Genomic DNA, 17,013 nt, shown 5'->3' with positions numbered 1-17,013 from the left:
ATCATAGCTGGTGTCCGTGCTGATGCGGTGAATTTCAATGCCTTTATTCCGGGTACCGACAGTTCGTCGAACCCGACAGGGAAAATTGATAAAAGCCGGGGTGGCTACATCAATCCGCTCCCTTCCGTAACGTTCGTACATGAGTTTCCCAAGAATCTGATTCTTCATGCCGTCTACAGTCAGTCGGTTGGCCGCCCTCAGCCGACGGATCTTGCGCAGGCCGCACAATACAGCTGTAGTGATTCCCAGAATACCCAGCCCGGAGACGTCAACTGCTCTCTGTCACGGGGAAATCCTAATCTGATGCCGCGTAAGGCGCAGAATTTCGATATTTCTCTCGATAAATTCTTCAATCGTGGAAGAGGCGTCTTCAGTGTCGCTTACTTCGACAAAATGATTAAGCACGACATCTATACCACACGATCGACTGAACTGATCAATGATGAACTCACTTATGTGACGCAGCCGCGCAATGCCAATAACTCGTCTCTGATGGGGGTGGAGGTTTCGGTGGTGGATAAAAGTATCAGAGGGCCGTGGAGACAGTCTTTTGATATCAATGCCAGCGGAACCTGGATGCGCGGGCGGATGACCTACAAGGGTGTCAATGTTTCTTACAAACTGAAGCAGTTGACCGAGCAGCCTTCGTACGTTTTCAACGGCAGCGTGACATGGCACATCCCGCAGATCCGTGGTGCGGTCAAAGCGTCGTTCTCGTATTCTGCGAAATATCTTGAAGGTCTTAACGATGATCCGACGCAGATGTATGGTTACGGCTCGCAGCCCAGTCTGGATATCGGGGCCTGGAACGATATTACGGACAGTTTGTGCCTGAAATACGAAGTCTACAACCTGGCCGGATCACATACACGTATGTATTACGGCGAACACCTCAATCGGCTGGAAGCGAAAGAAGACTACGGCCGCAGTATTTATTTTGAATTGGTTTACAACTGACGACGCGGTCCCGCACTACCCCCAGAATAAATTCTGGGGGTAGTGTAATTCAGGCGGCAAAAACCTTGGAGATGGCGTCCTGCGCTTCCTGCTGGATCGCGCGCAGATGTTCCTCGCTGACGAAGCTCTCGGCATAGATCTTGTAGACATCTTCCGTGCCGGACGGGCGGGCGGCGAACCAGCCATTCTCGGTCACGACCTTCAGCCCGCCGATCGGCGCATCATTGCCCGGCGCACGGGTCAGCTTGCTGATGATCCTGTCTCCCGCCAGGGTCTCCAGCGGGAACTGTTCGGGCGTGAGTTTGCTGAGCCTGGCCTTCTGTTCCGGATTGGCGGCGGCATCGATGCGCTCGTAATAGGGCGTGCCGAGACGGGCGATGATTTCATGATAATGGGCGCTCGGGTTCTTGCCGGTCCTGGCCGTGATTTCCGCCGCCAGCAGACCCAGGATGAGCCCGTCCTTGTCGGTGGTCCAGACGGTGCCGTCCCGACGCAGGAAGGTCGCGCCTGCGCTTTCCTCACCGCCAAAACCCAGCGAGCCATCCATCAGGCCCGGGACGAACCATTTCAGCCCGACCGGTACTTCAACGAGCTTGCGGCCCATGTCTTTCGCCACGCGGTCAATCAGTCCGCTGCTGACGAGCGTCTTGCCAACACCCAGTTCCGGGCTCCAGTCCGGACGGTTCCGGAACAGGTAGGAAATCGCCACCGCAAGATAATGGTTCGGGTTCATCAGCCCGTCGGGCATGGCGACGATGCCGTGGCGGTCGGCGTCGGTGTCATTGGCGAAAGCAACGTCGAAACGGTCTCCCATCTTGATCAGACGCGCCATGGCATAAGGCGAAGAGCAGTCCATGCGGATCTGTCCGTCCCAGTCGGCGGTCATGAAGGAGAAGGTCGGGTCCACCACGTCGCTGATGACGGTGGCATTCAGGCCATAGCGATCAATGATGGGCTTCCAGTAAGCCACGGCAGCCCCGCCCAGCGGATCAATGCCGATCTTCACGCCGGCGTCGCGGATCGCCTTCATGTCGATCACGGAGTCCAGATCATTCACATAAGGCGTGATGAAATCGTAGCCCTTGATGCAGGCTTCCTGCCGCGCCTGCTCGTAAGGCAGGCGTTTGACGTCCTTCAGACCGTTGGCGAGGAAGTCATTGGCCATGTCCTGAATGGCTTTGGTGATGGCCGTATCGGCCGGGCCACCATTGGTCGGATTGTATTTGAACCCGCCATCGGACGGCGGATTATGCGACGGCGTGATGACCACACCATCGGCCAGACCCGTGGTACGGCCCTTGTTGTAGGTCAGAATGGCATGGGAAATGACGGGGGTCGGCGTGTAGCCGCCATTTTCGTCAATCCGGGCGTCGATCCCGTGAGCCGCGAACACCTCGATGGCGGATTTCTGCGCCGGGCCGGACAGGGCGTGGCTGTCCATGCCGATGAAGAGCGGGCCGTCGATGCCTTCGGCCTTGCGATGGCGGCAGATGGCTTCGCAGATGGCGAGGATATGGTTTTCATTGAAGCTGGTATGGAACGAAGAGCCCCGGTGGCCGGAAGTGCCGAACGAAACGCGCTGGGTGGCAATCGAAGGGTCGGGCTTGCGATCATAATAAGCCGCGATCAGGGCGGGAATGTCGGTCAACTGGTCGGGGGAAAGCGTTTTGCCGGCCAGGGGGCTGAGATGGGCCATTGCTTCAGAATCCTTGCATTCGCCATTGGGCATTGCCGTCGGTTAACGGCCGTAACGCATGAACGCCCGGTTGGGGCGCGTCGTTCGGGCAGGAAAACTTGTATCCGGGTCGATGTCCAGAGAGGCGCGTCAGTTCTGTGAAGATTGCACCGCGATCCGCCCGGCTGGAACGGACGCCATGCAGGGTGCATGATGGCCCGGCGAAACAGCCAGAAGCGGAGACGGACTGATGCGACACTCCTGTGGGAATGTTTTTGGCGGACTGCGCAGTCTTGTGCCGGTCTGCTCCGTTCCGCCCGCTCTGGAAGCGTTTTTCCGAACCCTCAGAGACGTGATCCGATCCGAAGTTACCCCCCGCGCTGCGGAAAACGACCGGCTCGGACGCTATCCGCGCGCCTCCATTCAGGCGCTGAAAAACTGCGGTCTGATGAAAGCGCCTCTGCCCGTGGCGCTCGGCGGCCTCGGCCTGTCCCAGGCGCTCTCGCAGGAGATTTTTCTGGAACTCGGCATGGCGGACCCGTCCGTGGCGCAGATTTACAAGGTGCATGACGACGCGGTGCGGGAACTGCTGTCCGTGGCCACGCCGGAAATGTGCCGCCATCTGGCGGAGCGGATCTGTGCGGATCAGGTCATGATCGGCATGGCGCTGGCGGAGAACGGAAAGCGGGCGGTCGATTTCGGGCATGTCGTATCGCGACCCGAAGGCGAAGGGCACCTCATCGACGGCCGCAAGATCTATGCGACAGGGGCCGTGGGCGCGGACCTGCTGCTGGTGTCGTCCTATGACGTAGTCGCGCAGACGATGCGGCTGGACCTGCTGCCCGCCGGAACGCCGGGCGTAAGCTTCGAGGAAGACTGGAACCGGCTGGGACAGCGGGCAACGGAGTCCGGCAGCGTCGTTCTGGAGCGTGTCCAGACCAGACCGGAATGGTCGGTACTGACCACACACTCCGTGCCGCAGGTCCATGCCTCCCTGCGCTATCAGAACGGATTTTCGATGATTCTCGTAGGGATCGGGCTGGCCGCGCTGGCGGCGGCGGCGGCCTTCGTGCGCGAACACAGCCGTCCCTGGGCGTCTGCCGGGGTGAATGAAGCGGCGGATGATCTTCTGGTCCGTCGCCTGTTCGGAGAGATCGGCGCGGAACTGGCTGCGGCCTGCGCGAGTGCGCGGATAGCAGCCGGACTGCTGGATGTTTTCGAGCGTGGCGGCTGCTCGCGGACGGATGTGGCCATCCCCGTCTACGCCGCGCGCTCTTCGGCATCCCGGGCCTCCCTGCGGGCAGGATCAGATCTCATGTCCGCACTCGGCGCGCGCGTCACGGATGCGACGTATGGGTTCGACCGCTACTGGCGCGACGCACGGACACTCTCGCTGCACGATCCCGTGGAATGGAAACACGAAGAAATCGGCCGCCACCTCCTGACCGGCTGGAACCCCGCACCGGGCCTGTACCAGTAGGAAAGGCTGTTCCGGGCGACTTTTTTGAAAGCAGCAGTGCGGTGCAATGGCGGAGAAGAAGGCTCGTGGGTCGTCTGTCAATACGACTCAAGCCGTGCCATTTTTCTCGTATGTCTGCCTCTGTTCGAGGCGGTGGCCTGAGGGAAAACCGTGCGTGCGGGCCTGCCATGTGACCAGGAAACCGACGGTGGCGAGCGCTGCCACGGCCCAGGGGAACGAGGCCGCTCCCCAGAGATCCAGCATGATCCCGCCCAGCAGGCCGCCGCCCGCGATGGCGCTGTTCCATGCGACGACATTCATCGACAGGGCGACATCCGCGCCATCACCGGCTGCGTCAGCGAGGGCCGTCTGGAGCAACGTCGCGGCCCCGCCGAATGTCAGGCCCCATATCGCAACACCGATCAGGATCACCGCAGGCGATGCGGCCCCAATGGCAAACACACCTGCGACAGCGGCGAAAATTGCGAGACTGGCCAGAACGGAGAGACGCAGGGCGTGATCGACCGTGCGGCTTGTCAGCCAGATGCCGGCAAGGGCGGCGAGACCGAAAAGCAGCAGGATGCGATCGGCCTGTCCTGCCAGTCCGGCGGGAGTGATGAACGGCACGATATAGGTGTAGAGCACATTATGCGCGAGCATCCAGGCCATCACGACGCCCAGGACTGACCGCACACCCGGCTTTCGCAGGACATGCCCGAACGGCAGGCGCTCATGATGCGCGGCACCCGGAAAGTCAGGCACTTTCGCCAGAACCCAGAGGATCAGCAGCAACGTCGAGGCCGACATGACCCCGAAGGCCAGTCTCCATCCCACGGCCGCGCCCAGCCATGTTCCCGCCGGGACGCCCAGCGAGAGTGCGATTGGCGTGCCGACCATGGCGATGGCCAGGGCGCGTCCCTGCCGGGAGCGTGTCACCATCCGGCGCGCATAGCCCGCCAGCAGGGCCCAGGCGAGCCCGGCGGCCGCACCGGCGCCATAGCGGGCCACAAGGGTCAGACCGTAATGCGCCGAAAATGCCGTGACGGAATTGAAGAGCACAAAGCCGATGATGGCCAGCAGCAGCACCCGCCTTCGCCGCCATCGCTGCGTGGCGAGCGTCAGGGGGATCGCGGCACTCAGCGAGCCCACGGCATAAGCCGTGACCATCTGTCCTGCCAGCGCCGGGGAGACGTGTAGCCCGGCCCCGATCTGGGGCAGCAGACCGGCGGGGAGGGTTTCGGTCATGATGCAGATGAAGCCGGTCATGGCCAGTGCGAGCAGGCCGGCGACAGGCAGCCCGTCATTCGGGGTCCTGCAGGGAGATGTCGTCTCGGGGGTCATGCGGCTCTCATATATAGATCGTTTGATACATATATGAGAGCCGCAAAATCTTGGCAATAACTTCTGGATCACTTAATATGGAAGTCTTTTCGGAAGGAGCGGCAGTATGGCGCGAACAGGACGTCCTCGCGAATTTGACAGGGATAGGGCGATTGACGCCGCCATGGCGTTGTTCTGGTCGCAGGGCTACGAACCGACCTCCCTGACGCAGCTCAAATCCTGCATGGGGAATATTTCGCCTGCGAGTTTCTATGCCGCGTTCGGCTCCAAGGAAGCTCTGTTCCGCGAAGTCGTTGAGCGCTATCTGGCAACGTATGGTCAGGTCATGGCCCCCTTATGGGATGAAAGCCTGCCGCCACGTGATGCGATCGAACGGACGTTGCGCGGTTCGGCGCGCATGCAGTCGACCCGGACGCATCCCTGCGGCTGTCTGGTCGTGTCCGGCGCCAGCAACTGCTCGCCCGAAAACGAACCCGTCCAGGCCCTGCTCGCCGACGAGCGGCAGCGGACGCGGGCCGGATTCAGGGCCTGCGTGAAACGCGCCATTGCCAGTGGGGAGTTGCGGAATTGCGCGGCAACACAGGTGCTGCCCGATATTTTTACCACCTTTTTTCATGGCATGACCTGTGAAGCCCGGGACGGAGCGACGTCGGAAAATCTGGATACGGCTATCACCTCTCTCCTGACGCTGTGGGATGCCAGTGCCGTGGTGTCCGAAACAGGGAAACACCCGAAAAGTCCCTGACGCATTGCGGCAATGGCAGGTGTCGGACTTCCGGAACTCAATTTCCGTATCGTATGATCCGTAATTCCTTGACGCTGTCCTGCGTGTCTATTGTGGACCGAATGATACGGAAATTAAGTTCCGGAACATATCGCCGCACTCGGCCAGGGAATCCGGTTATGAGCAGACAGGACATTGCCTTCGTCACGGGGGCCAATCGTGGCATCGGATACAGTATCGCCAAGCATCTGATCGCCTCTGGCATCGACGTGATCGGCACCTATCACGCCAATGAAGACGAGGCGAAAGCGGCTGAAGCCGCGCTGGGCGGTGAGAGTGCGAAACTGCGGATGCTTCGGCTGGATATTGCGGACCATGCGTCGTTCTCGGCGTTTGCCGGGCAGGTCGAAGCGCTTCTCGCCCGTGAGTTCGGACAGCAGACGCTGCGTTATGTGGTGCAGAACGCGGGCAACATCATTCACACCCGCTTCGATACCGCGACGTCCGAGCAGCTCGACAACCAGTATAACATCCACTTCAAGGGACCGTATCTCCTGACGGTGGCGCTTCTGCCGCTGATTGCCGATGGCGGGCGCATTCTCAACATCACATCCGCCGCGACCCGTTTTTATCTAACGGATCATGGTCCCTATTCGGCCATGAAGGCGGCCACGGAGGTCATTTCGCTCTATATGGCGAAGGAACTGGGCGAGCGTGGCATTACCGTCAACGCGGTGGCGCCGGGCGCTGTTGCGTCCGATTTCGGCGGCGGCCTGGTTCGTGACGACGCGGCGATCAACAAGAGTCTGGCCGAGATCACGCCGCTGGGGCGTGTCGGGCAACCCGATGATATCGGAGCCGCGGTCCGGGCCCTTCTGTCTGACGACATGCGGTGGGTGAATGGTCAGCGTATCGAGATCACCGGCGGTCAATCGCTCTGATCGGGCAAGGGAGAAAGAACATGATCCATGTGATGGCCAGCAGCGTCCTTTATGCCCCTGTTCCCGCCGTCTGGGGGCTGATCCGCGATTTCGGCTCCATCGGAAACTGGTTGCCGGGTGTGAAAATCTGCGTGATCGAGGGCGATGAAGCCGGCGACCGGGTGGGCGCGATCCGCCGTCTTGAAATGGGCGACGTTGGTGTGATCCGGGAACAGCTTCTCGCATTGTCCGATGTGGATCATGCGGTGACGTTCTCGATTATTGAATCTGCCCTGCCGATTTGGAACTATCGGTCGACGATCAGCCTTCTTCCCATAACGGATGGTGACCGCACGTTCATTCAGTGGCGGGGGCAGTTCTCGGCGCCCGTCGAACATGCCGCCAGTATGGAGGCCCGGATGCCGACAGAGATCTATCAGCCCGCTTTCGACAGAGTGGCAGAAATTCTGGCCTCGCTGGAGACGCAGTCATGAGCGGTTTTGAGGGTAAATCCGTTCTCGTGCTTGGCGGCAGTCGTGGGATCGGGGCCGCCATCGTGCGCCGTTTCGCTTCGGATGGCGCGAAAGTCCTGTTCACGTATCTGTCTTCCCCGGACGATGCCGAAGTTCTGGCGGCCGAGACCGGAAGCGAGGCCCTGCGTGCCGATAGTGGCGACCGTGACGCTCTCATCGCGCTGATCGGCTCACTTGGTCCGCTCGATGTTCTGGTCGTCAATTCCGGCATTCTTGGTGCGGGCGATCCGCTGGAGATCCCCCCGGATGACATCGACCGGCTGTTTCGTATCAACATCCATGCGCCTTACCATGCCGCCATTGCCGCTGCCCGGACCATGCCCGACGGGGGCCGCATCATCTTCATCGGGTCCGCCAATGCCGACCGTATGCCGATGACTGGCCTTGCAGCCTACAGCGCCAGCAAGGCCGCACTGAAAGGCATGGTCAAAGGACTGGCGCGTGATTTCGGAGCGCGTGGCATCACCGTCAATGTCGTCCAGCCCGGCCCCACTGATACAGACATGAACCCTGCCGATGGACCGCTGAAAGACGTGATGCACGACTTCATGGCGATCAAAACGCCATGCCACGGGCGCGGAGATTGCGGGGCTGGTCGCGTATCTTTCCGGACCAGAGGCCGGCATCATCACGGGCGCTGCGTACAACATTGATGGCGGCTTCGCGGCCTGACGCAATGGATTGATCCCTTAACCACCCGCTGGAAAACAGGAACAGAAACCATGGCCCATTCATCTCCCAACGCTGCCAGTTCCGGCACCTTCACGATCGGCGGCGATCTCGCCGTTCATCGGCTCGGTTTCGGTGCCATGCGCATCACGGGCAAAGGCATATGGGGACCGCCCGCCGATCACGACGAGGCCATCCGCACGCTGAAGCGCCTTCCCGAACTCGGCGTCAACTTCATCGACACGTCGGACGCCTACGGGCCGGATGTTTCGGAATGGCTGATTAAAGAGGCGCTTCACCCCTATCCCAAGGGGCTCGTGATCGCCACGAAGGGCGGCCTGACCCGGTCGGGGCCAGACATCTGGAAGCCGGTCGGCCGGCCGGAATATCTGCTTCAGCAGGTGCATAAAAGTCTGCGGAATCTCGGCGTCGAGCAGATCGATCTGTGGCAGTTGCACCGGATCGATCCCAAAGTCCCGGCGGATGAGCAGTTCGAGGCGGTCCGGTCCTTCATCGATCAGGGACTGGTCCGCCACGCGGGACTGAGCGAGGTCTCCGTAGAAGAGATCAAAGCGGCATCGAAGTTCTTTGACGTGGCGACCGTCCAGAACCGCTATAATCTGGTCGACCGCACCAGCGAGGCCGTACTCGACTACTGCACGGCGCAGAACGTCGGCTTCATTCCGTGGTTCCCGCTCGCCGCCGGCGACCTCGCGAAGCCGGGATCGATTTTGGACACCATGGCGACAGAATACGGCGCTCACCCGGGCCAGATCGCCCTGGCCTGGGTCCTGAAGCGCAGCAAGGTGATGCTGCCGATCCCGGGAACCTCCAAAGTCGCGCATCTTGAGCAGAATGTCGCCGCTGCGGGCATCACCCTCTCCGACGAAGACTTTGCGGCTCTGGATGCCGAAGGCCGCAAGGCGTTTCAGGCAGCGCCGTAGGGAGACTATTCCCGAACAGTCAAAGTCCCAGCGCCGAAAGGCCGGGATGGCTGTTCGGGCGTCGTCCTTCAGGCCAGTGGAACAGGCGGTCGGTGGCTGAAATGGGTTGATCGTTGATGGATGCGGCGCGGTAACGCATCAGCCCCTTTTCATCGAACTCCCAGTTCTCGTTTCCATGGGACCTGAACCACTGCCCGGACGCATCCCGCCATTCATACGCGAAGCGGACCGCGATCCGGTTGTCCTGAAACGCCCAGAGTTCCTTGATGAGTCGATACTCCTGCTCTCGCTGCCATTTCCGCGTCAGGAACGTCATAATTTCTGCCCGCCCCCGGATGAAGTCCGAGCGATTGCGCCACTGGCTGTCCGGCGTATAGGCCAGCGACACTTTTTCAGGGTCCTGGCCATTCCAGGCATCTTCCGCGAGACGGACCTTCTGGACAGCGGTTTCGGCATTGAAGGGAGGGAAAGGGAGTCGGGACATTGGGAAATTCCGCCTCTGGTTCGGGAATGGATCACGGGCTGACCCGGTGCCTGCCAGTGTTTTTCACAAAAGCATTTGACGAAAGGACAATGATCCCTCATTTCGGGCCATGCCCATACGGATCGGTCTCCTGCTTTATCCCGACTTTCAACTGCTCGATGCCGCAGGAGTTACCGCGACTTTCGAAATCGCCGGGACGCTGGGGGAGGCTGCGTATGAGACGACAGCCGTCTCCCGGCATGGCGGGCTGGTCCGGTCTTCTTCAGGCATGACGCTCGAAACCGCCCCGCTCGCGAAGGCGGGGACTTTTGACACGTTCCTCGTTGTTGGGGGCAAGGGTCATGCAACGGCCATGGACTGCCCGGAGTTGCAGGGTTTTATACGCTACCACTCTGGCACGGCACGGCGGATCTGTAGTGTGTGTACGGGCGCTTTCCTGCTGGCGGCGGCCGGGCTGCTTGATGGACGTCGGGCAACCACGCATTGGGAACAGGCCGGAGCCCTGAAAGCACGGTTTCCCGGCATCAGGGTCTCGGCAGATGCCATTCATGTCCAGGATGGTCCGGTCTGGACGTCGGCTGGCATCAGCGCAGGTATTGATATGGCGCTGGCGCTGGTGAGCGAAGATCTCGGGGCGGAGATCGGGCGTCGTACGGCGCAGCAGATGGTGGTGTTCTATCATCGCCCCGGCGGCCAGTCCAGTTCTCGGCTCTCCTTGCGATGGAAAGCACTCAGGAACGCTTTGGCGAGCTTCTGGGGTGGATCCGGTCAAACCTGAAACAGCGCCTGACCGTGGACGTCCTTGCCAGTCAGGTGGGCATGAGTCCCCGGAACTTTTCACGCAGTTTTCGGATGTCCGTAGGGCTAAGTCCCGCCAGAGCGGTCGAACGCCTGCGTCTGGAAGCCGCGCGCGAGCGGGTCGAGCGATCCACGCTTCCCATCGAAACCATCGCCGTCATGACCGGCTTTCATGATCCCGAGCGGATGCGCCGCGCCTTCCTGCGCGAGTTTCACCAGCCGCCTCAGGCTGTCCGGCGGAATGCCGCGGACAGCCCAGGCTGAACCACCCCAAGGCTGCGCACAGTCCGGGATTGGCCAACCCTAGTTCCGGGGCTGAAAACCGGAGGTCCCGGCGGGGAGCGTCAGGTTTTCGAACTGTTCCGGATGCTGGGATGCCGTGACGTCTCCAGCAGGTTTTGGATGATGCAGGTGATCGTATTGCAGAGGAGTAATCGAGAGGGTCTGGTCCATGGTCGGCAGGTCCTTCACGTTCCAGCCGCCACCGAGGCTGCGGATCAGGTCCACATCCGCGTGATACAGCCGCGTTGCAACCTCGACCTGATGGATGCGGCTTGCCAGCGTGTTTTCCTGGCTGATGATGGCCTCAAGATAGGTTCCAACGCCGCCCTGATAGAGTGTCATGGTCATGTTCTGCGTGGAAAGATTGGCTTTGACCGCCTGTTCCAGCGCTGCGTTTTCCCTGGTCAGACGTTCGGTCAGGGACAGTCCGTCTTCCACTTCGCGGAAGGCCGACAGAACTTTCATGCGATAGTTGTCGCGCGTTTCGCGATAGGCCGACCATGTTCTCTGAAGCTCCGCCCGGCGCAGTCCGCCATCAAAGAGCGGCATGTCGAGCGTCGCGCCATAGGTCCACAGCGAGTTGGCAAGATTGGCCAGATCGAATCCATTGGCCGCGAAGCCCCCGTTCAGCTTCAGCGCGATATGCGGATAGAACGCTGCACGGGCGATGCCGATCTCCCGGTTGGCCTGCGCCATCTCGCGCTCGGATGATGCAATGTCCGGACGACGCTGAAGCAGAGTTGAGGGAACGTCAGTCGGGATCACGGGCTGGGCCAAGCCAAGTTCCGGGCGCGCAGGAATATGGAAACTTGAAGGCGAGGTGTTGGTCAGCACAGCGATGGCATGTTCCGTAACCTGCCGTGCCGCCTGAATGTCCAGACGGGCCGCCTGCGTGGTGTAGAGCTGCGCCTGCGCCCGTGCCAGATCAAGGCGGGGGGCTGCCTGGTTTTCCACCTGGTTTTCCGTGATGCGGACGGCGCGTTCGTAATAGCTGATGGACTGGTTATAGATCGCATCCTGCGCGTCATAACCGCGCAACTGGATATAGTCCCGGGCCAGTTCGGCCTGCGTGCTCAGGCGCGCCATGGCGAAATCGGCCGCGCGCTGCTGGGCGAACTGCTTCTGCGCCCGCACGCGGTTGCGGATGGACGACCAGAAGTCAGGTTCCCATGATGCCAGACCGCCGTATTCCTCTTCGGTCTGGGTCAGGGTCGCACCGTTGCGGAACAGGCGGTCAGCGGACTGCTTGTTGTCCGAAGCCCCGGCTTCAAGACTGACATGCGGAAGCAGTTCCGAACGTGCAGCCACGACAAGGGCGCGCGCCTGAATGAAGCGCTCGGCGGCGGCCTGGATGTCGCCGTTATCCGAGGTCGCGCGGGCTTCAAGATCGTTCAGAAGTGGGTCCTGAAACATGGTCCACCAGTTGGTGGGGAGTGCCGTATCCGCGGGGATGGCCACAGCAAATGGCGCCTGTCCCTGCCATGAAGCAGGGACGACGAGATTGGGGGCCTTGTAGCCCGGCGCCAGATCGCACGCGGACAGACCGAGTAGCGACAGAGCGGTGCCGCAGACCAGACTGGTGCGGCGGAGGCGGGAGAGGGATGAAATCATCTTACTCGCTCTCTTTCCCAAAGCCGGACTGGTTGTAGCCGCGCTGCGGCACGGTCACGTTGACCTTGTCGCCTTCAAGCACATCCGCAGGCGGGTTGGCGATCACGCGGTCGTTCGGGCCAATGCCAGCCTGAATTTCCGTTGCCGTATCGGCCATGCGTCCGACAACCACGTTCTGGAAATGGACGGTATTGTCGTCCCGGACCACCGCGAGTTGCATACCCTTCTCCTGAAAGACCAGAGCACTCGTGGGGACTTCGTAAAGATGGGCGTTTTCGTTGTTCGCCTTGAGTTCCACCGACGCGAATGTCCCTGGCCACAGGACTTCGTTCGGATTGTCCATCTCGAACTCCGTGGTGGAGGTTCGGGTGTTCGGATCATATCCGCGCGCGGTCGTCAGGAAGTTCGCCTTGAACTTGCGGTCCTTGAACTGTGGCACGGTGACGTCGGCCATGATGTCCGGCTGGAGGACATACTGGAAGACTTCAGGCACAGAGACGAACAGGCGCAGTTTATGCACGTCCGCGACCGTGAAGAGCTCGGATGCCGCGCCCGAGGCGTTCAGGTTGCCACCACCATCATGGACGTAATCTCCGACGTTGATGGAACGGGACGTCACGATCCCATCGAAGGGTGCGACGATCGTCTTGAAGCGTTCGAGCGCCTCGAAATGCGCGACGTTCCGCTCGGCAGCTTCAACCTGTGCTTTTGCAGACTGCTGGTCGGCCTGCGCGACGGAGACAGACTGCCCGGAGACGGACTGTGAGCGGCCCATGGCCTGCCAGCGCTGGAGCGTGACATTGGACAGGTTGTACTTTGCCATGATCGACGCGAGATCGGCCTTTGCCTGTGCATATTGCGCGTCCAGTGCCGGGGCATTGATCTCGGCCAGAACGTCGCCCTGCTTTACGCGGGCACCGTAGTCCTTGTACCACATTTTCACATAGCCCGAGACCTGAGGATAGATCGGGGCCTGATACCAGGCATCAATGTTCCCCGGCAGCGTAAGCGCGACCTTGTTGGGTGACTGAACCGGCTTGATGACCGCGACGTCCGGCAGCGCGTTCTCCTTCGTCTCCGTCGCAAGGGCGGAGGAGACATGAATCCGGTCGACGACGATATAGCCGACATAGAGCGCGAGGAGGCACCCTCCCGCAGCGGCGATGAATTTGGGGGAGGTAGCCATCAGGCGGTTTCCTTCTGACGCGATGTGCGGTTGTGGAGAATTGCGTAGACGCAGGGAACGAAAAGGAGTGTCGAGATCGTGGCGACGATCAGCCCGCCAATCACGGCGCGACCGAGGGGCGCGTTGGTCGAGTTCGAGGTTGCCATCGGGATCATACCCACGACCATGGCCAGCGCGGTCATGATAACCGGGCGGATACGGCCGTAACCGGCTTCGATCGCGGCTCTGAGCGCATCGCCATGGATTTCGATGCGTTCACGCGCAAAGGACACCACGAGGATCGAGTTCGCGGTTGCGGTTCCCATGCACATGATGGCGCCTGTCAGGGCTGGAACGGACAGGCGGGTCTGTGTGAGAAACAGCGCCCAGGCGATACCGCCGAGTGCGCCCGGCAGTGCCGTGATGATGATGAACGGGTCCAGCCAGGACTGGAAGTTCACCACGATCAGCAGATAGATCAGAACGATCGAGATCGCGAGACCGATAATCAGCTGCTTGTAGGCACCTGCCATTGTTGTGGCCTGACCATGGATATCCACAGCGGTCGAGCGAGGCAGATTATGAGCGTCTTTGGCGACGACGTGGCGAACCTGATCGAGGACCGAACCCATATCCGTACCTTCAACGTTCACATAAATGTCGATCTCGGACATGGAATTGAAGTGCGAGACTTCACCCGGAGTGCCGGTTGCGACAACGTCGGCAATGGCACCCATGAGCTGGGTCTTGTCATTCGGGTCCCCGTCTCCCTTGTCAACCGGAATGGTCAGCAGGTCGGACAGATGGGTCAGCTGGTCCTGCGATGTATAGACGTTGAGCGGGAACGTCACGTTATCAACCGGGTCAAGCCAGAATTGCGGATCGACGACGACCGAGCCCGAAAGCGTCAGCAGTTCGTTGGTGGCAAGATCGGCTTCGGTGATGCCGGTGGCCTGGCTGAAGGTCCGGTTGCCATTCACCATCAGGGTTGGCGTGGACATCGTCTGCTGAATGTTGACGTCTGCCGTTCCCGGGATCTGACGGATCAGACCGATGAGGTGCTTGGCATAGTTATAATTCTCCATCGCATCCGGGCCGGAAAGCTGAATGTCGATCGGAGCAGCCGACCCGAAGTTCAGGATCTTGTTCGTAAGGTCAGCAGGCTGGAACGTGAAGACCGTACCCGGGAAGCGCTTGGACAGATCCTTGCGCAGCAGGGCACGATAGTCCCAGACTGGAGATGCCTCGTTCTTAAGAGCGATCGTCAGGTCGCAATCCTGCGTTCCCACACTGGGTGTGGGGATAAAGGCCTGGTTATGCGGGCCTTCCGGCAGGCCGCAGTTCGAGATGATGTTCTCGACCTTCCCCGGAAGAAGCTGGTTGATGCGATCATCGACCAGGGCCGCAATACGGCCAGCAACTTCGATTCGCGTTCCGAGTGGTGCACGCATGTGCATCTGAAGCGCTCCGGACTTCACTTCAGGGAAGAAGTCTCGGCCGGCTACAAAATACAGACCCATTGAGGCGATGGAAAGAACTAGGAACCCGCCGACAAACGCGCCACGACGCTCCACGCAGCGCGTGAGGAGGTCGTTATAGCCCTCGCGGAAGCTGGCGAAGCGTGCTTCGAAGCCCTTTTGGAAGCGGCTGAAGAAACCCATTATCGGACGCTGGGTCGCGTGAGGGTTCGAGATGTCGATTGCGGAGTCATGCACACCATGAGGATCGTCTGCTGGACCCGGAGCTCCGACGGGATGGTGAACATGGCCGGCGAGCAGGTACTTCGCCATGGTCGGAACGAGGGTTCGCGACAGGATGAACGACGCGATCATGGCGAACATGATGGCGAGGGCCATAGGCATGAAGAGATAGCCTGCAACACCATCCAGTTCGAACAGCGGCAGCCATACGATGCAGATGCAGGTCGTGGAAACGAAGGTCGCAATGACGATCTGGTTTGCCGCGTCGATGATCGCCGTTTCGAGGTCCTTACCCATTTCGATATGGGTATCGATGTTCTCGATCATCACCGTCGCATCATCGACGAGGATGCCGACGGCTAGCGCCAGACCACCAAGGGTCATGACGTTGATCGACTGACCCGCCCATCCCAGTCCGATGATCGAGCAAAGGATGGCCAGCGGGATGGATGTGGCGATGATGACGGTCGAGCGCCAGGAACCCAGGAACAGAAGCACCACGATGCCGGTGAGCAGGGATGCGGTGAGCATTTCCTGCACCACGTCCTTGATCTGGTCCTTCACCATGATGGAGGCGTCAGACAGGATCGAGATGTGGACATCTGGCGGCAGGATGGCCTTCAGACGCGGGAGAAGCGCCTTGGTGGCGGCAACAACGTCGAGTGTAGAGGCCGTGCCACCCTTCTGTGTGATGATTTCGACACCCTGACGTCCCTTCACGAGAACGAGGTTGGTCTGCGGATGACCACCACGATATACATCCGCGACATCGCGGATATAGATCACGGCATTCCCCACACGCTTTACCGGAATCGCCGCGATATCTTCCATCGACTCAGGCGTGGCGTTGGTCTGTACCATCCAGTCAGTCGCATCGATCTTCTGGTCACCTGCCGGAAGAACGATATTCTGGGCCGTCAGGGCGGCCTGGACATCGGATGCCGAGAGGTGATGGGCACGGAGCTGTTTCTGGTTGAGCGAGACCATGACGAAGCTGTCCATCCCGCCATAGGGATGGGCGACGACAGCACCGGGAACCGTCGCAAGAAGGGGGCGCACGCGAATGACGCCGAGCTTGAAGAGATCGGAAGGCGTCTGCTTGTCTGAGGTCATCTGCAGAGCGATGACAGGAACCTGCGACGGGTTCAGAGCCACAACCATTGGCGCAGGAACCTTTGGCGGGAGTCCGAGGAGCACGGTCTGGGCGATTGCTGAGACTTCAGCTTCCGCCGTGCCCACTGGGGTACCGGGCTGGAAGTAGATGTCGACGATCGAACGACCATAATAGGAGTTGGACTCCATATGTTCGATGTTCTGCACCGTCGTGGTAACGGCAAGTTCGAAGTTGTACGTGATACGTCCCGCGAACTGCTGCGGGAGCAGGCCGGGATAAGTCCAGATAACCGCAACGACTGGCACTTTGATGTTCGGGAAGACGTCAGTGGGCGTCTTGAAAATCGACATCACGCCAAGCAGCACGATCATGATCGACAGAACGACAAAGGTAAGTGGTCGCCTTAGCGCGGTGACGACAATGGCATTCATTCAGCTCGGTCCCCGACAAAGGTAGCAAGGAAGGGAAAGCGGGAAGATACGGGGCTTGAAATACAACGTCTTTTAAATCGTGATTTATGGAATATTTTTTACTATTGCCGTGTTGATTTTCACTGAGAACTGACCCGGGTAGGGCGGAAATTTTCATCGAGATTTGACCCATGCCTCCACACTCCCCGCATCATCTGCTGGGGGGG

The 17,013-nt window shown here is 60.3% G+C and carries 14 protein-coding genes and 1 pseudogene; 9 read left to right on the top strand and 6 right to left on the bottom strand.

Features of this window, described 5'->3' with window-relative positions; genetic code table 11:
- Positions 1-957 (top strand): TonB-dependent receptor domain-containing protein (locus GFJ39_RS12450; RefSeq protein WP_153431620.1); only part of this gene is annotated, 957 nt, incomplete at its 5' end.
- Between the two features lie 49 nt (positions 958-1,006).
- On the opposite strand, the gene pgm is transcribed toward GFJ39_RS12450, so the two are convergent.
- A complete protein-coding gene (pgm, locus tag GFJ39_RS12445) occupies positions 1,007-2,653 on the bottom strand; it encodes a phosphoglucomutase (alpha-D-glucose-1,6-bisphosphate-dependent) (protein WP_153431619.1) in 1,647 nt (548 codons plus the stop codon).
- A 229-nt stretch (positions 2,654-2,882) separates the two neighbouring features.
- Between pgm and GFJ39_RS12440 the strand changes: the two genes are divergently transcribed.
- A complete protein-coding gene (locus GFJ39_RS12440) occupies positions 2,883-4,112 on the top strand; it encodes an acyl-CoA dehydrogenase family protein (protein WP_153431618.1) in 1,230 nt (409 codons plus the stop codon).
- 87 nt (positions 4,113-4,199) lie between these two features.
- Here GFJ39_RS12440 and GFJ39_RS12435 read toward each other — a convergent pair whose 3' ends face one another.
- The gene (locus GFJ39_RS12435; RefSeq protein WP_153431617.1) at positions 4,200-5,432 is read right to left on the bottom strand and encodes an MFS transporter; all 1,233 of its coding nucleotides are present in this window, start codon (positions 5,430-5,432) and stop codon (positions 4,200-4,202) included.
- 106 nt (positions 5,433-5,538) lie between these two features.
- Here GFJ39_RS12435 and GFJ39_RS12430 point away from each other — a divergent pair, with 106 nt between their 5' ends.
- The 5 genes and pseudogenes from GFJ39_RS12430 (at position 5,539) to GFJ39_RS12410 (ending at position 9,222) form a co-directional block, all read left to right on the top strand.
- Positions 5,539-6,177: a TetR/AcrR family transcriptional regulator gene (locus GFJ39_RS12430; protein WP_153431616.1), complete on the top strand. Its 639-nt coding sequence runs from the start codon at positions 5,539-5,541 to the stop codon at positions 6,175-6,177.
- A gap of 158 nt (positions 6,178-6,335) precedes the next feature.
- Positions 6,336-7,097 (top strand): SDR family NAD(P)-dependent oxidoreductase, encoded by a 762-nt coding sequence (locus tag GFJ39_RS12425; RefSeq protein ID WP_153431615.1) that lies wholly within the window; start codon positions 6,336-6,338, stop codon positions 7,095-7,097.
- A gap of 20 nt (positions 7,098-7,117) precedes the next feature.
- Positions 7,118-7,570: an SRPBCC family protein gene (locus tag GFJ39_RS12420; RefSeq protein WP_153431614.1), complete on the top strand. Its 453-nt coding sequence runs from the start codon at positions 7,118-7,120 to the stop codon at positions 7,568-7,570.
- Positions 7,567-8,281, top strand: a pseudogene (gene bdcA, locus GFJ39_RS12415) (SDR family oxidoreductase). Before GFJ39_RS12420 ends, bdcA begins: the two are co-directional and overlap by 4 nt.
- Positions 8,282-8,331: 50 nt before the next feature.
- Positions 8,332-9,222: an aldo/keto reductase gene (locus GFJ39_RS12410; protein WP_153431613.1), complete on the top strand. Its 891-nt coding sequence runs from the start codon at positions 8,332-8,334 to the stop codon at positions 9,220-9,222.
- A gap of 19 nt (positions 9,223-9,241) precedes the next feature.
- On the opposite strand, the gene GFJ39_RS12405 is transcribed toward GFJ39_RS12410, so the two are convergent.
- Complete coding sequence (locus GFJ39_RS12405; protein WP_153431612.1) at positions 9,242-9,706, bottom strand: nuclear transport factor 2 family protein; 465 nt, start codon at positions 9,704-9,706, stop codon at positions 9,242-9,244.
- A gap of 109 nt (positions 9,707-9,815) precedes the next feature.
- Between GFJ39_RS12405 and GFJ39_RS12400 the strand changes: the two genes are divergently transcribed.
- Together GFJ39_RS12400 and GFJ39_RS14620 are read left to right on the top strand one after the other, a co-directional pair.
- Positions 9,816-10,484: an AraC family transcriptional regulator gene (locus GFJ39_RS12400; RefSeq protein ID WP_325062942.1), complete on the top strand. Its 669-nt coding sequence runs from the start codon at positions 9,816-9,818 to the stop codon at positions 10,482-10,484.
- A 74-nt stretch (positions 10,485-10,558) separates the two neighbouring features.
- On the top strand, positions 10,559-10,768 hold the full coding sequence (locus tag GFJ39_RS14620) for a helix-turn-helix domain-containing protein (protein ID WP_325062943.1): 210 nt from the start codon (positions 10,559-10,561) through the stop codon (positions 10,766-10,768).
- A gap of 39 nt (positions 10,769-10,807) precedes the next feature.
- On the opposite strand, the gene GFJ39_RS12395 is transcribed toward GFJ39_RS14620, so the two are convergent.
- Genes GFJ39_RS12395 through GFJ39_RS12385 form a run of 3 tightly spaced genes read right to left on the bottom strand, consistent with a single transcriptional unit; the run spans position 10,808 to position 16,807 of the window.
- The gene (locus GFJ39_RS12395; RefSeq protein ID WP_153431611.1) at positions 10,808-12,397 is read right to left on the bottom strand and encodes an efflux transporter outer membrane subunit; all 1,590 of its coding nucleotides are present in this window, start codon (positions 12,395-12,397) and stop codon (positions 10,808-10,810) included.
- Position 12,398: 1 nt separating this feature from the next.
- Positions 12,399-13,583: an efflux RND transporter periplasmic adaptor subunit gene (locus GFJ39_RS12390; RefSeq protein ID WP_153431610.1), complete on the bottom strand. Its 1,185-nt coding sequence runs from the start codon at positions 13,581-13,583 to the stop codon at positions 12,399-12,401.
- Positions 13,583-16,807: an efflux RND transporter permease subunit gene (locus GFJ39_RS12385; protein WP_153431609.1), complete on the bottom strand. Its 3,225-nt coding sequence runs from the start codon at positions 16,805-16,807 to the stop codon at positions 13,583-13,585. Before GFJ39_RS12385 ends, GFJ39_RS12390 begins: the two co-directional genes overlap by 1 nt.
- Between the last annotated feature and the right edge of the window lie 206 nt (positions 16,808-17,013).

Source organism: Gluconobacter aidae (assembly GCF_009547075.1).
Lineage (GTDB): Bacteria > Pseudomonadota > Alphaproteobacteria > Acetobacterales > Acetobacteraceae > Gluconobacter > Gluconobacter aidae.
This window is presented reverse-complemented; position numbering and strand designations above follow the sequence as displayed.